This window comes from Hymenobacter persicinus (assembly GCF_004167665.1).
In the GTDB taxonomy this organism is placed as follows: Bacteria; Bacteroidota; Bacteroidia; order Cytophagales; family Hymenobacteraceae; genus Hymenobacter; species Hymenobacter persicinus.
In genome coordinates this window covers 13,050-27,943 of the sequence record NZ_SEWE01000037.1, presented here as the reverse complement: position 1 = coordinate 27,943, position 14,894 = coordinate 13,050, and the positions used below count along the sequence as shown (strand labels likewise).

At 60.9% G+C, this 14,894-nt stretch carries 12 protein-coding genes; all 12 read left to right on the top strand.

The window, feature by feature from the left end:
• The first annotated feature begins 3 nt into the window (after positions 1-3).
• The gene (locus EWM57_RS15740) at positions 4-1,863 is read left to right on the top strand and encodes a cytochrome c oxidase subunit I (protein ID WP_242510096.1); all 1,860 of its coding nucleotides are present in this window, start codon (positions 4-6) and stop codon (positions 1,861-1,863) included.
• A gap of 163 nt (positions 1,864-2,026) precedes the next feature.
• The gene (locus EWM57_RS15735; protein WP_129922115.1) at positions 2,027-3,103 is read left to right on the top strand and encodes a COX15/CtaA family protein; all 1,077 of its coding nucleotides are present in this window, start codon (positions 2,027-2,029) and stop codon (positions 3,101-3,103) included.
• Positions 3,104-3,155: 52 nt separating this feature from the next.
• Complete coding sequence (gene cyoE / locus EWM57_RS15730) at positions 3,156-4,007, top strand: heme o synthase (protein WP_129922114.1); 852 nt, start codon at positions 3,156-3,158, stop codon at positions 4,005-4,007.
• Positions 4,008-4,016: 9 nt separating this feature from the next.
• Complete coding sequence (locus tag EWM57_RS15725) at positions 4,017-4,604, top strand: cytochrome c oxidase subunit 3 (protein WP_129922113.1); 588 nt, start codon at positions 4,017-4,019, stop codon at positions 4,602-4,604.
• A gap of 22 nt (positions 4,605-4,626) precedes the next feature.
• Positions 4,627-5,400: a cytochrome c oxidase subunit 3 gene (locus tag EWM57_RS15720; RefSeq protein WP_129922112.1), complete on the top strand. Its 774-nt coding sequence runs from the start codon at positions 4,627-4,629 to the stop codon at positions 5,398-5,400.
• Positions 5,401-5,501: 101 nt separating this feature from the next.
• The gene (locus EWM57_RS15715) at positions 5,502-5,843 is read left to right on the top strand and encodes a cytochrome C oxidase subunit IV family protein (protein ID WP_129922111.1); all 342 of its coding nucleotides are present in this window, start codon (positions 5,502-5,504) and stop codon (positions 5,841-5,843) included.
• A gap of 3 nt (positions 5,844-5,846) precedes the next feature.
• On the top strand, positions 5,847-6,521 hold the full coding sequence (locus EWM57_RS15710) for an SCO family protein (RefSeq protein WP_129922110.1): 675 nt from the start codon (positions 5,847-5,849) through the stop codon (positions 6,519-6,521).
• Positions 6,496-7,050, top strand: coding sequence for a DUF420 domain-containing protein (locus EWM57_RS15705; protein ID WP_129922109.1), 555 nt, complete (start codon positions 6,496-6,498; stop codon positions 7,048-7,050). The genes EWM57_RS15710 and EWM57_RS15705 overlap by 26 nt, the downstream gene beginning before the upstream one ends.
• A gap of 41 nt (positions 7,051-7,091) precedes the next feature.
• Positions 7,092-7,340: a hypothetical protein gene (locus tag EWM57_RS15700; protein ID WP_129922108.1), complete on the top strand. Its 249-nt coding sequence runs from the start codon at positions 7,092-7,094 to the stop codon at positions 7,338-7,340.
• 200 nt (positions 7,341-7,540) lie between these two features.
• Complete coding sequence (locus tag EWM57_RS21640) at positions 7,541-8,686, top strand: hypothetical protein (protein WP_242510095.1); 1,146 nt, start codon at positions 7,541-7,543, stop codon at positions 8,684-8,686.
• Positions 8,631-11,216 (top strand): ATP-binding protein, encoded by a 2,586-nt coding sequence (locus tag EWM57_RS21845; RefSeq protein ID WP_317128195.1) that lies wholly within the window; start codon positions 8,631-8,633, stop codon positions 11,214-11,216. The genes EWM57_RS21640 and EWM57_RS21845 overlap by 56 nt, the downstream gene beginning before the upstream one ends.
• Positions 11,217-11,310: 94 nt before the next feature.
• Positions 11,311-14,877 (top strand): hypothetical protein, encoded by a 3,567-nt coding sequence (locus EWM57_RS15690; RefSeq protein WP_129922106.1) that lies wholly within the window; start codon positions 11,311-11,313, stop codon positions 14,875-14,877.
• Positions 14,878-14,894: the final 17 nt, after the last annotated feature.

Below are 14,894 nucleotides of genomic sequence, written 5' to 3'. Positions count from 1 at the left end.
TCTATGGCTGCTAACATTCCTACCAACTCGCAGGTGCAAGGCGGTATCGGCGCGGCCGTGCCGCACACCGGGCACGACGAGCACCACGACGAGCACGACCATCATGACCAGCACTGGCTGTTCAAGTATGTGTTTAGCCAGGACCACAAAGTAATTGCCAAGCAGTTCCTGATTACGGGTATCTTCTGGGCTATCCTGGGCGGCACGCTTTCGAGCCTGTTCCGTCTGCAGCTCGGTTGGCCCGAGTCGACGATGGAATGGCTCACGCCTTTCCTGGGTAAGTGGATCGAAGCTGGCAAGCTGAATCCGGAGTTCTATCTGGCCCTGGTGACGATGCACGGCACCATCATGGTGTTCTTCGTGTTGACGGCCGGCCTGTCGGGTACGTTCTCCAACTTCCTGATTCCGCTGCAGGTGGGTGCCCGTGACATGGCTTCGGGCTTCATGAACATGCTCTCGTACTGGTTCTTCTTCCTGTCGAGCGTTATCATGTTCACCTCGCTGTTCCTGGAAACCGGGCCGGCTTCCGCTGGCTGGACAATCTACCCACCGCTGAGCGCCCTGCCCCAGGCTATTCCCGGTTCGGGTATGGGTATGACGCTCTGGCTGGTGTCGATGGCGCTGTTCATCGTGTCGCAGCTGCTGGGTGGCGTTAACTACATCACCACCGTCATCAACCTGCGCACCCGCGGCATGTCGATGTCGAAGCTGCCGCTGACCATCTGGGCTTTCTTCCTGACGGCTATCCTGGGTCTGCTCTCGTTCCCGGTTCTGTTCTCGGCCGCTCTGCTGCTGATCTTCGACCGTTCGTTCGGCACCTCGTTCTTCCTCTCCGATATCTACATCGCCGGACAGGCCCTGCCCAACGTGGGTGGTTCACCTATCCTGTTCCAGCACTTGTTCTGGTTCCTGGGTCACCCCGAGGTGTATATCGTTATTATGCCCGCCATGGGTATGGTGTCGGAAATCCTGGCTACCAACTCGCGTAAGCCAATCTTCGGCTACCGCGCCATGATTGGCTCGCTGATGGGCATTTCGCTGCTCTCCTTCGTGGTATGGGCTCACCACATGTTCATCACCGGCATGAACCCCTTCCTGGGTTCGGTGTTCATGTTCCTGACGCTGATTATTGCTGTTCCATCGGCCGTAAAAACCTTTAACTGGCTGGCTACGCTGTGGCGCGGTAACATCCGCTTCACAACGGCCATGATGTTCTCCATTGGCTTCGTGTCGCTGTTCATCTCGGGTGGTCTGACCGGTATCATTCTCGGCAACGCTGCTCTGGACATTCAGATGCACAACACCTACTTCGTGGTAGCTCACTTCCACTTGGTAATGGGTTCGTCGGCATTCTTCGGTCTGTTTGCCGGGGTTTACCACTGGTTCCCGAAGATGTTTGGCCGCATGATGGACGAAAAGCTGGGTTACATCCACTTCTGGCTGACTTTCCTGGGCGTGTATCTGGTATTCTTGCCGATGCACTACGTGGGTATCGCCGGCTTCCCCCGTCGTTACTACGCTTGGACTGGCTTTGATACCTTCAGCCAGTTTGCTGACCTGAACAAGTTCATCTCGGTGGCAGCTATTCTGGCCTTCTTTGCCCAGTTTGTCTTCATCATCAACTTCTTCTACAGCATCTTCCGCGGCCGTCGCGCTACCGAAAACCCCTGGAACTCGACGACGCTGGAATGGACGACGCCAGTGGTTCCCGGCCACGGCAACTGGCCTGGTGCTATTCCCGCCGTCTACCGTTGGCCGTACGACTACAGCAAGCCCGGTGCCGAGCAGGACTTCATCCCGCAGAACGTACCGTACTCGCAGACGCAGTCGTCGAACCTGCCCTACGAGCGCGAAATGGAATAAGCGCCTTTTGGCACTGACATTTGAAACGGGCCGCTGTATCTACGGCGGCCCGTTTTTCTTGCCCGAAGGGGAAATCCACCGGCTGGATTTCCCCTTTGCTTTTCCGGCCAAACCCGGGTCTGAACTGTTATCTTCTACCTTCTCAGCTTTACTTTAAGTACGCATGCAAACACCTGCTTTTGTACGGCGCTTTCGGTTCGTGGGCATTCTCACGGTGGTCGCCGTGTACCTGCTGATTCTCGTCGGTGGGGTGGTGCGCAGCACCGGCTCGGGCATGGGTTGTCCCGATTGGCCCAAATGCTTCGGGAGCTGGGTGCCACCCACCCAGGTCAGCCAGCTGCCCGCCGACTACAAAGAAATATACACCGCCCAGCGGGTGGCCAAAAACCAGAAGCTGGCCAAAACGCTCGAGCGGCTGGGCTTCGAGCAGGTGGCCGGCGAGATTTTCGCCCACCCCACGCAGTACATCGAAACGGACTTCAACGCCACCAAAACCTGGATTGAATACCTGAACCGGCTGCTGGGGGCCCTGATCGGCATCTTCGTGTTTCTGACGGTGGTGTTTGCGCTGCCGTACTGGGGGCGCGACCGGCCGGTGTTCTGGCTGGCCTTCTGGTCATTCCTGTTGACCGGCGTACAGGGTTACCTGGGCTCCCTGGTCGTGTCCACGAACCTGCTGCCGGTGATGGTAACGATTCACATGGGGCTGGCTTTGCTCATCGTAGCCATGCTGATGTATGCCGTCGTCCGCTCCCAGCGCGACTACGTGGCTTCGCAGCCTCTGGCGCGGGCGGGGCTCACGGGCTGGCTCTGGCTGGTCACGGTGCTGACCTTTGCGCAGATTGTGCTGGGCACTCAAGTGCGGGAGCAAGTCGATGCCGTTGCCTTTGCCGACAGTTACCTGCACCGCGGCGACTGGGTGGAGCAGTTGGGCAACACGTTCAAGTTTCACCGCACTTTTTCGGCCCTGCTGCTGCTGCTGAATCTGTACGTGGCCTACCGACTCTACCGGCTGCCGGCCCGGCGCCTGCACCGGTTGGCCACCGCCACGCTGTTTTTTATTGGTCTGGAGATACTGGCGGGCATCACGCTGGCCTACTTGGCTTTCCCGGCCGCCGTGCAGCCCGTGCACCTTACCGTGGCCACGCTGCTGTTCGGCACCCAGTTTCTGACCATCGTCACCTACCGGCGGCTGACGAAATTGACCCCGCAGGTCGCTTATCCGGGCGTTGTTGCGTAACTTTGCGGCCCCGTTTGCAGCTGATTCAGCGGGTGGTTTGCTTTCTGTATTAATGATAAAAGCCAAGGCGTATTTCCAGTTGATTAAGTTCCGGCTGGCGTTGACGGTGGCGTTTTCCAGCGCCGTCGGCTACCTGCTCGGCGTGCAGGAACTCGACTGGGGCCGCGCCCTGCTGGTCATGGTGGGGGGGCTGGCCGTAACGGGCTCCGCCAACACCATCAACCAGATATTCGAGCGGGACCTCGACAAGCTGATGAAGCGCACGGCTAAGCGCCCTCTGCCCACCGGTGTGCTCAGCATTCCCGAAGCCTGGGGGTTTGCCATTGTGCTGGGTCTGCTGGGCCTGGGTCTGCTGACGTACTTTTTCAACGCCCAGGCCGCGGCCCTCTCGCTGCTTTCCCTGATTCTGTACGGTTTCGTGTACACCCCGCTGAAGCGCATTTCGCCAATCTGCGTGGCCGTGGGCGCCATTCCCGGCGGGATGCCCCCGCTGATCGGCTACGTGGCTGCCACCAACGTGCTGGGCCTGGAGGCACTGGTGCTGTTCGGCATTCAGTTTATGTGGCAGTTTCCGCACTTCTGGGCCATTGCCTGGGTTCTGGATGACGACTACAAGAAGGCTGGCTTCAAGATGCTGCCCACCCCGGGCGGCAAGGACATGCGCACGGCCTTCCAGATCATGACCTACACGCTGCTGCTGATTCCGCTGAGCTTGCTGCCGTTTCAGTTCGGCATCAGCGGCAAAGTGTACGCTTTGGTCGCCGTGGTCTGCGGGGTGCTGTTTCTGATGCAGACGTTCTATCTGATGCGCACCTGCACCAAAAAAGCCGCCATGAGCATCATGTTCGGCTCGTTTCTGTACCTGCCCATCGTCCAGATTGCGCTGGTGCTCGACAAACTTTAATTCTGTAGCATGAATACTTCGGAGATTTTACCGGAAAAAGAACCCGGCACGGGCACCCACCCGCTGCGGTTTCTGCTCTGGCTGATGATGGTGAGCATCACTATGATTTTTGCCGCTTACACCAGCGCCTACATCGTGCGCCGGGAGGAAGGCAACTGGCTGGAATTTGACCTGCCAGCCCGCCTGTTGGTCACCACCATCATTCTGGCCCTGAGCAGCGCCACGGTGCAGTGGGCCTACTTCTCGGCCCGCAAGGATGAAGTGCGCCGGGTGCAAATTGGTCTGATTCTGACCGTTGTGCTGGGCGTCGCGTTTCTGATCGGGCAGTGGAACGTGTGGGTGGACTTGGTGCAGAACAAGATTTTCTTCGGCGGCGTAGACTCCAATCCGTCGGGCTCGTTTTTGTACGTACTCACGGGCGTGCACGCGTTTCACCTCATTACGGGCCTGATCTTCTTGCTCATCGTGTTGCGTAAAAGCTTCAACTACCAGGTGCATTCGCGCCAGATGCTCTCCATTGGCAACGTGACCATCTACTGGCACTTCCTCGGCGCGCTTTGGTTGTACCTGTATTTGTTCCTACTTTTGAACCACTGATTTCGTTTTTACCCTGCCCGCTATGTCCACCACTTCCACGACGCAGACGCTTTCACCCAGCACTTCCCACGAAGAGCCCCGCTCGGGCACCTGGGACGGAGGCAACGAACCCTTCAAGGCAAGCTACGGCAAGCTGATGATGTGGTTCTTCCTGCTGTCTGACGCCTTCACGTTTGCCGCCTTCCTAACCACCTACGGGCTGGTTCGTCACCGTCACCTCGCCTACACCGGCGACCACAAGGATTTCGTGTTCAGCACGGCGTACTGGCCGATTCCCGACCACGTGTTCAACTCCTTCCCCGGCCTGCACGGCATGAACCTGCCGCTGGCCTTCGTGGCGTTGATGACGATGATTCTGATTTTCAGCTCCGTGACGATGGTACTGGCCGTAGAAGCCGGCCACCGCATGGACAAGGCGGACGTGCAGAAATGGTTGCTCTGGACCCTGCTGTTCGGCGCCACGTTCGTAAGCTGCCAGGCTTGGGAATGGACCCACTTTATCCACGGCACGGACGCGGGCACCAAGATGCTCGACGGCACTACTTTCTTCGGCGCCAACCTGCACATGAACCAGTACGGCCCGGTGCTGTTTGCCGACCTGTTCTTCTTTATCACCGGCTTCCACGGTACGCACGTATTCTCGGGCCTGTGCCTGCTGGCGTACTGCTTTATTGCCACCACCAACGGCACGTTCGAAAAGCGTGGCCACTACGAGATGATCGAGAAAGTGGGCCTGTACTGGCACTTTGTGGATCTGGTATGGGTGTTCGTTTTCACCTTCTTCTACCTGGTTTAATAGTGAATGGGCCAATGAGTGGCTAAGTGAATTAAGAGTTCACGGCCGCTCATCTTTACTTTCCTCGTTCACTTATTTCCCCATTTACTCATTTCCTGTTTATGGCTTCTCACGCAAATACCGAGCATCTGGCTCCCGGCGAAATCGCCAAACCAAATACCGGCTGGATCTGGAAAACCTTCTTCGTCCTGGTCGGCATTACGGCCCTGGAATTCGCCGTGACGTTTATCATGGACCCGAGTACCCTGCGGAACTCGATTCTGATCATCCTGACCATCTTCAAGGCGTTCTTCATCGTGGCGGAGTTCATGCACTTGAAGCACGAAACCAAGGGTCTGATCTGGACCATCCTGATTCCAATGGCCCTGCTGATCTGGCTGCTGGTAGCTCTTATCACGGAAGGGTCCTACATCGGCGAAGCCGTATATAACATCTTTAAGTAGTCGATGCGGCCCAAACAAACCCTGTTGCTGGGCCTTCTGCTACTCGTGCCGGTATTGGCTTTTCTGTTTCTGAAAACCTTCGGTACCAACCGTTACGCGCTGCCAACTTACCTGCCCGACCGTGTCGACTCGACGCTGGTGGGGGGGAAGTGGCAGCGCGATACTGTTTTTCACCAGCTGGGTGATTTCCGCCTGTTGTCCCAAACCGGGCGCGTGGTGACCCAGAAGGAGCTCGATGGTGGCCTTTACGTGGCCAACTTTTTCTTTGCCACCTGCCCCGGCGCCTGTCCGCGCATGAACAGCCTACTGATGCAGGTGCAGGAGAAATTCCGCCACGAGCCCCGGGTGAAATTGGTGTCCTATACCGTCGACCCCGCGCACGACTCGGTAGCAGTGCTCGAACGCTACGCCGAGCAGTACGGCGCCATTGCCGGCAAATGGTATTTCCTGACCGGCGACAAGGCGGACCTGTACCGGCTGGCCACTCAGGACTATCGGCTGCCAGCCCCCACCGGCGCCGCGCCCGGCCTGATTCACAGTCAGAATCTGTACCTGGTCGACCGGGACAAGCGGGTGCGCGGCATCTACGACGGCACCAAGGCCAAGGAAATCAACCGCCTCATTACCGAAATCAGCGTCATGCTGTACGAATATGAACACAACCAGCCCGGCCGCTAACCCCGGCAACCACACCAAGATTAGGGTGACGATGGCCGTTCTGGCCGCGGTAGTGCCCCTGCTGGTGGCCATTCTGCACTACTTCCCCGAAACGTTCCGCATTCCCGGGGCCCAGGTGAAGTTTTTGCCCGCCCTGAACGCCGGGCTCAACTCCCTGACGGCCGTCTTTCTGCTGCTGGGCTATTATTTCATCCGCCGTAAGGAAGTGCTGAAGCACCGCGCCATGATGGGAACGGCCTTTCTGCTGGGTGCCCTATTTCTCGTTTCGTACGTGGTCTACCACTCCCAGGTGCCTTCCACGCGCTTTGGTGGCGAGGGCCTGATTCGGACCGTATATTTTACGCTGCTGCTGAGCCACATCGTGCTGGCGGCCGTAACGGTAGGCCTGGTGCTCTTTACGCTGTATTTCGCCCTTACCGAGCAGTTTGCCAAGCACCGCCGTATTGCCCGCTGGACTTTCCCGATCTGGCTCTACGTATCCGTAACGGGCGTGATTGTCTACTTCATGATTGCTCCGTATTATACCTGAGAACAGGGAAACTTAACGCAGCCCGGGCTGTTAGCAGAGAGATGAAAAAGACGGCAATTTTTAGCTTGTTTGCGCTGGTGCTGAGTGTGCTGCTGAGCCTGGCGCCGCTGGCCGGCAAGGCCCAGTGCAGCATGTGCAAAACCCAGGTGGAGTCGGCCCGCGACGAAAAGGGCGAATACGACACCTCCGGCCTCAATAGTGGCATTCTGTACCTGATGACGGTGCCCTACATCCTCATCGGTACCGTCGGCTACTTCTGGTACCGCCACACCCACCAGCAGAAAAAGTAGCTTCCTGACGCTGGGTTGCCGGCTTCAGCTACGCAGCACCCAGCCCGGCAGAAAGGCCGGAAAGCTAGGAAATGCCGCCCTTTGGCGGCATTTTTGTTGGTGCCCGGTTCCTGTTTTCCGCCCCGGCGCCTACGCCGGCCCAGCCCCAGTTGCCTTTGAAGTCGCCCCGCCTGTCTCCGTTACTGCTACTGATTGGGGCCATGCTGTGCTTTGCCGGTGCCTACCTCAGCAGCCATTACGGACAGGATGACGCCGTACTGCTCCAGGCCGACGTGGCCCGCCTCCAGGCGCTGGTCGTGGATGCTGAGCGCACGGCCGAGCAAGAAGCCGAGGAAGTGGCCGGCCGGCTTCTGGAAGGGCAGGTGAGCTTTACCTCCCTCGTGGGCCGCACCACCTATCCGTGCTTTATTTTCCGCGGCGACCAGCTCTGGTACTGGTCGGACCATACCATTCAGCCCGAGCCCGAAAACGTCGGCCAGCACTTCGAGGAGAAGCTGGTGGACATGAAGTTCGGAAAGTTTCTGGCCCTGCGCCGCCTGGCCGGCCCCTACACTATCCTGACCTACGTGCCCCTGGAAAAGCACTACGGCATCAGCAACCGCTACCTGAAGGAAGGGGAAGAAAACGCGCTGTTCCGGGGCCTGAATGTGCGGCTGGTGGCCGGCATTCCCGGCGGCCGGGCCCTGCCCAAAATATACTCCGACGAAGGCAATTACCTGTTTTCGGTGGAAAGCGTGCAGGCCAACCCCGTGACGGGCAAATACCTGCCGCTGCTGCTGCTGCTGCTGGGCTTCGGGCTGTATCTGTGGGGCTGGCTGCAGCGCGCCCGGCAGCTACTGGCCCGCGGGGAGGTGCTAATGGCTGCCGCCGCGGTAGTGGTGCCGCTGGGCGCGTTCCGGGTGGCGCTGCTGTATTTCGGGCTACCGTTTTCCTTTATCGAAGTGCCGCTCTTCGACCCGCGGGTGTACGCCGCTTCCTGGCTGGCACCCTCACTCGGCGACTTGCTCATCAACGCCCTGCTGCTGCTGCTGGGCCTATTACGGCCTGCTGCTGTTTCGGCGCTACGGGGTCGTGCGCTGGGGACGCCACATCTACGGCCTGCCCAGCCGGGCCCTGTTCGGCGGCATTGTAGTGCTGCTGTTTCTGGGCCTGATGGAGCTGCTGTTCCAGTTCTACGGCAACAGCTTCGACAACTCCCAGCTGGTGCTCGACATCACCCAGAACATTCAGTTCAGCGGCTTCAAGCTCCTGCTTTGCCTGGCCATCGTGCTGCACACCGGCGGCTACCTGATGGGGTTCTACGTGTTGTCGCAGATGTTTATTTCCATCGTGCGGCCCAGCACTAAGCGCCTGGGAATCGCGCTGCTGGGTATTTGCACCATCATCTTTCTGCCCCTGGGCCTGGCTCTCGACCAGATTGACCTGGTGCTGGTGGGCATTACGCTGCTGTTTTTCTTCGTCGTGCGCCTCACCGGGCTCAAGCAGCTGGCCGCGGTGGTGCCCTACCAGATCTACCTGTTCATCTTCCTGATGCTGGGCGTCAGCTCGGCGGTGGGCGCCTTGGCCCTCTACGAGCATTTCGACAACCAGCTGGTGCTCAGCAAGCAGAAAATTGCCGGCAACCTGCTCGTCGATAACGACCTGCAGGGCGAGTACCTGCTGGCCGAGCGCACCCGGGAGCTGGCTGCCGACCCGCTGATTCGCGCCAAGCTGGCCAGTCCGTTTGCCAACCAGGACATGGTGCGGCAGAAAATCGTGAAGTACTACCTGCGCGACTACTTCGACAAGTACGAAATTGCCGTGTCGCTCTTCGACCCCAACGGCAACTCGGTGGACAGCGTCGGCAAGGCCAAGTCACTGTACCAGGTACGCCGCGACCTGCTGCGCAAAGCCTCGTCCACCGACCAGGCCAACCTGTACCTGGTGCGGGGCAGCAACTCGTTTAGCACCCGGCGCTACGTGGCCTTCGTGCGGGTGCCTACTTCCCAGCGGGGCGTCAGCACGGTGGTGCTGGAGCTGTCGTTGAAAAAGCTGACCGCCAACAGCGTGGTGCCCGAGCTGCTGGTCGACCAGAAGTTCTTCCAGCCCAACCTGGGCCCCGAACTGAGCTACGCGGGCTATGAAAACGGCCGGCTGGTGTACAACGAGGGTAATTTCGACTACGTCAACAACCTCACCGGTCCGGAGCTGCGCGACCCGCGCCTGTACACGACGGGGTTGTCGGTCGACGGCTTCCACCACCTGGCCGTGCGCGGGCCCCAGAACCGTACGGTAGTCGTGACCACCGCCACGTACTCGTTCAGCAACTGGCTGGCCAACTTCTCCTTCCTGTTTTTGACCCACACGTTTTTCTGGCTGCTGTGCATCGGGCTCTACATGCTCAGCCGGGGCCGGTACGTGGACGTGTTCCAGACCAACTTCAGCACCAAGATTCAGCTGTTTCTCAACTTCGGTATCCTGGTGCCGCTGGTGATTGTGAGCGTGGCCACGGCCAGCCAGGTGACGTCGTCGTATAAGCGCGACCTGCTCCGCACCTACGAGCGCCGGGGCAAGGCCGTGCAGGAAAACCTGCTCCGCCACGACGCCCTGCTCGCCGACTCCGCCAGCAAAGCTCCGCTGATTGACTTGGCCGAAAACGTGGCCGGCCTCACCGAAACCGACCTCAACCTCTACGATTCCCACGGTATGCTGCTGGTCAGCAGTCAGCCCCTGATTTTCGAGTCGGGGCTGCTGAGCCCCTTGATGAACCCGCAGGCGGTGGCCGCACTAGCCGAGCGGGGCCAGCCCCGGGTGCTACTCATGGAGCGGGCCGGAACCCTGTCGTTTAATGCCCTGTACCTGCCCTTGCACACCACCCTGGAAGATGGCCGCACGGGGGCTGTGGCGGGCTACGTGGGCATTCCGTTCTTCGACTCTGAGAAGGAGCTGGACAACAAGCTCGTCGAGCTGATTTCGACCATTCTGAACATCTTCACCGTGATGTTTATCCTGTTTCTGGTGCTCACCTTCGTGGCCTCGCGGCTGCTGACCAACCCGCTCAAGATCATCACCGAAAAGCTGAAGCACACCACCCTGACGGGGCAAAACGAGATGCTGGCCTACGAGTCGACCGACGAAATCGGGCTGCTCGTGCGCGAGTACAATGCCATGCTGCTCAAGCTCGAGGAAAGCAAGCAGGAGCTGGCCACCCAGGAAAAGGAGGCCGCCTGGCGCGAAATGGCCCGGCAGGTAGCCCACGAAATCAAGAACCCGCTCACGCCCATGAAGCTGAGCCTGCAATTCTTGCAGAAGGCCATCAACGAGCAGCGGCCCAACGTGGAGGAGCTGATCGGCAAGATTTCCCAGACCCTGATAACCCAGGTCGACGTGCTCAACGACATTGCCACCTCGTTCAGCAACTTCACCAACCTACCCGCCATGCGCCCCGAGCGCCTCGACGTGGCCGCCATTCTGCGGCGCTGCGTGGCCCTGCACCAGGGCGGGGCCCACGGCGGCGCCATTCACCTGCGCGAAGCAGGGGAGGGGCAGTACCTGGTGTTTGCCGACGAAAACCTGCTGGTGCGCACTTTTAACAACCTGCTCATCAACGCCCTGCAGTCGGTGCCCGAGAGCCGCAAGCCCGCCATTACGGCGGCCGTGGACCTGGTGGGCTCGGACCGCGTGCGCATCTGCATCCAGGACAACGGGGCGGGTATTCCGGAGCACGTGCGCGAAAAAGTGTTTGTGCCCAACTTCACGACCAAGGAAACCGGCTCCGGCATCGGGCTGGCCGTGGCCCGGCGCGGCATCGAAAGTGCGGGAGGACGCATCTGGTTTGAAACCCAGGAAGGAGTGGGCACCAAGTTCTATATTGAGCTGCCGCTGGCCCCGGCCTAAGTCCCGGGCAACTCCCGGCGGAAGCTGGCACGAATCGGCGACCTTTGCACGTTGTGGAGCCAGCTCGTTCCGCTTCCCACCGCACCCCGTTTCTATGATCCGCAGCTTTACGCATCGGCTTCTGCCCGTCTGCCTGCTGCTGTTGACGTTGCTGGCCGCCCACGCCGCCGTGGCCCAGGAACTGGGGGCGCCCTCGTCGCGGCGCTGCCGCTGGGTGCGCCTTGCCCCGGGCCGCGACACAACCAGCTTTGCCCTGCCCGATACGCTTACGGTGGTGCCGACGTCGGTGAACGTGGACGGCCGCAGCCTGGCCTACGACGCTCGCACCGACCAGTACCGCTACGTGCAGCCCGGCCGCCGCCTGCCCAGCCCCGAGCCCGGCCAGCCCGACCTGATTCTGGCCCCGGGCCCCGACTCGGTGCTGGTGTGCTACCGGGTGCTGCCCGTGCAGCTCACGGCCGCGCGCTACCGTCGGCCCCGCAGCCTGATGGATAGCCTGGGCTTCACCCGCCGCCTGCTGCAATACGACGACTTTGCCGTGAAAGAGCAGATTCTGAGTACGCCCGGCATCAGCAAGACCGGCAACCTGTCGCGGGGCGTCTCGTTTGGCAACACCCAAAACGTGTTTGTCAACTCTTCGCTCAACCTGCAGCTCGAGGGTAAGCTCACCGACAAAATCAACCTGACGGCGGCTATTTCCGACCAGAACGTGCCGTTTCAGCCCGAGGGCAACACCCAGCAGCTCCAGGAATTCGACCGAATTTACATCACCCTCAGTCACCCCAACTGGAACCTGACGGCCGGCGACGTAGTGCTGCGCAACAAGCCCGACTACTTCCTGCGCTTCTACAAAAACGTGCAGGGCGCCGCGGCCGAAGTAAACCTGGGCGCCCCGCGCCGGCGCAGCAGCTCGGTGGTGGCGGCCGGCGTGGCCAAGGGCAAATTCGCCTCCATCGACATTCCCTCCCTCGAAAACGTGCAGGGGCCCTACCGCCTGCGCGGACCCAACGGCGAGCAGTTCATCATCGTGCTGGCCAACTCCGAGCGGGTGTACCTGGACGGGCGGCTGATGACCCGGGGCTTCGACTTCGACTACGTCATCGACTACAACCAGGCCGAGGTAACCTTCTCGCCCAAGCACCTGATAACCCGCAACTCCCGCATCAAGGTCGACTTCGAGTACTCCGACTTCAACTATTCCCGTTCCCTGACCCACCTGAGTCACTACCAGGAGCTGGGCCGGCTCAGCGTGCACGCCAACTACTACCGCGAGGCCGACAATCCCGACAACTCGCCCAACCTCACGCTCACGGCCGCCGAGAAGGACACGCTGCGCAAGCTGCCCGGCAACGTGAGCCAGCTTAGTTTGGCCGGCGGGGTGCGCGCCAGCTACGACCGCCAGCAGGTGCAGTACAACCGCGTGGTGGTGACGGACCCCGGCACCGGGCTGCCGGTCGAGACGTTCGTGTACCCGCCCACCGATTCAACCAACGTCTACAACGTGCGCTTCACCCAGGTGGGCACGGGCCAGGGCGACTACAGCCTGAGCACCGAAAACGCCAATGCCAACGGCCGGGTGTTCAAGTACGTGGGCCCCAACCGGGGCAGCTACCGGGCCGAGCGGCTGATTCCGACGCCCCTGCAAAAGCAGCTCGTCTCGATTGGCACCAGCTACCGCGTCGACTCCACGGCCACGGTGTTTGTGGATGTGGCCTCGTCCCAGCTGGACTTGAACCGCTTTTCGCCGGCAGCCGACCAGGGGCAGGCCTTTCGGGTGGGCTACGCCGTGCTCGACCGGCCCCTGAACCTGCCCGTGCTCAAAGACTACAAGCTGCGCAGCACCCTCGACTACGAGTACACCAGCCACCGCTTTGCGCCCATCGACCGGTACCGGGACGTGGAATTTGACCGCAACTGGAGCACGACCAGCACCACCCAGGGCAACGCCGTGCGCCGCGCGGCCCGCGAAGACAACATCTTCAACTTCTCGGTGGGGGCCGTGAAGGATATCAACAACAACTTCAACTACCGCCTGAGTCGGCGCTACCGGGCCGGGGAGGTGAGCGGGGTGCAGAACTGGCTCGACGTGGCCCGCAAAATTGGGGATGTGGAAGTGCGCAGCGGCCTGTTTCTGCTCAGCTCCGAAGCCGGGCGCCGCCACTCCAGCTGGGCCCGGGGCGAGGCCACGGCCCGCTACGTGCGCGGCCCCGTGGTGCCCGGCTACGCCTACCGCTTCGACAAAAACCGGGTGGCCCTGCCCAATGGCGACTCGCTCACGTCGGCCAACTACTACGACGAGCACGCCTTTTTCCTGCAAAGCCAGGACAGCGCCAAAACCCGCTTCCGCCTCGACTACACCTACCGCCGCGACCAGGCCCCCACGGGCAACGAGCTGCGGGAGCGGGGCCGGGCCCAGACCTGGCAGGGCACCTTCACCAGCCGGCTGGGCCAGTACCAGGACCTGAACGTGCTGCTGGCCTACCGCGACCTGGCCGCCCGCGACAGTGCCCGCCAGCGCACCGTGCTCAGCAAAATTGACTGGAACGCGTCGTTTTTCGAGAACGTGCTGCGCTCCGAGCTCAGCTACAGCATTGCCACCGGCCGGGAGCTCAAGCGCGACTATTCGTTTATCCCGGTTGTGAACGGGCAGGGCACGCACTACTACGGCGGCGACGCCAACGGCAACGGCCGCCAGGACAAAGAGGAGTTTTTCGAAGCCCAGACGCCCGACGCCCAGTACCGCACCCATATCAAGGTATACCTGCCCACCGACGACTACATCATTGCCTTTACCAACCGCTTCAGCTACCGCCTGACCACCAACGCCCCGCGGCAGTGGCGCGACGCCGATGGGCTGTTGAGCCTCCTCGGGCGCTTCTCGGTGCTGACCACCGTCACGCTGGACCGCCGCACCACCGACACCTCGCTCAGCTCCCGGCTGAACCCGTTTGCCTTCCAGACCGACGACCTGTTTTTGCTGTCCCTGAACAAGCTGCTGCGCAACACGCTCTACTTCAACCGCTCCAATCCGATTTTTGGGGCTGAATTTACGGTCCAGCAAACCCAGCAGAAGGTGCTGCTTACCAACGGCACCGACACGCGCAACCTGGCCAGCCAGCAGGTGCTGCTGCGCCGCACGCTGGCCCAGAGCTTCACGGGCCGCCTGAGCACCTCGCGTAGCGTGCGGGCCAGCCTGTCGAACTACCTGGCCAACCTGCCCGACGCCCAGGCTGCCCGCGACTTTCGCCTGCTGATTTACGAGGTGGCGCCCGAACTCAGCTACCAGCCCAGCAACTCGCTGCGCTTCACCGGCACCTACCTGCACACCACTAAGCGCAACACCCGCGAGGGCATTAACAAGGATACGCGGGGCACCTTCAACGAGCTGGGACTGGAGACAAGGCTGAGTCAGGTCAGCAAGCGCACCGTGACGGGTGCCGTGCGCTACGTGGGTGTCGGCTTCAAGGGCGGCTCCGAAACCTCGCTGGTGGGCCTGGAAATTCTGAATGCCCTGCGGCCCGGCAGCAACTACACCTGGAATCTGAACCTGGAGCAGCGCCTCAGCAACGGCCTCAACGTGACCGTAGCCTACGATGGCCGCAAGGCCAACGGCCTCAACGCCGTGCACACGGGTCGCATGCAGGTGTCGGTGCTGTTTTAGAAGCGGCTGGCACCCAA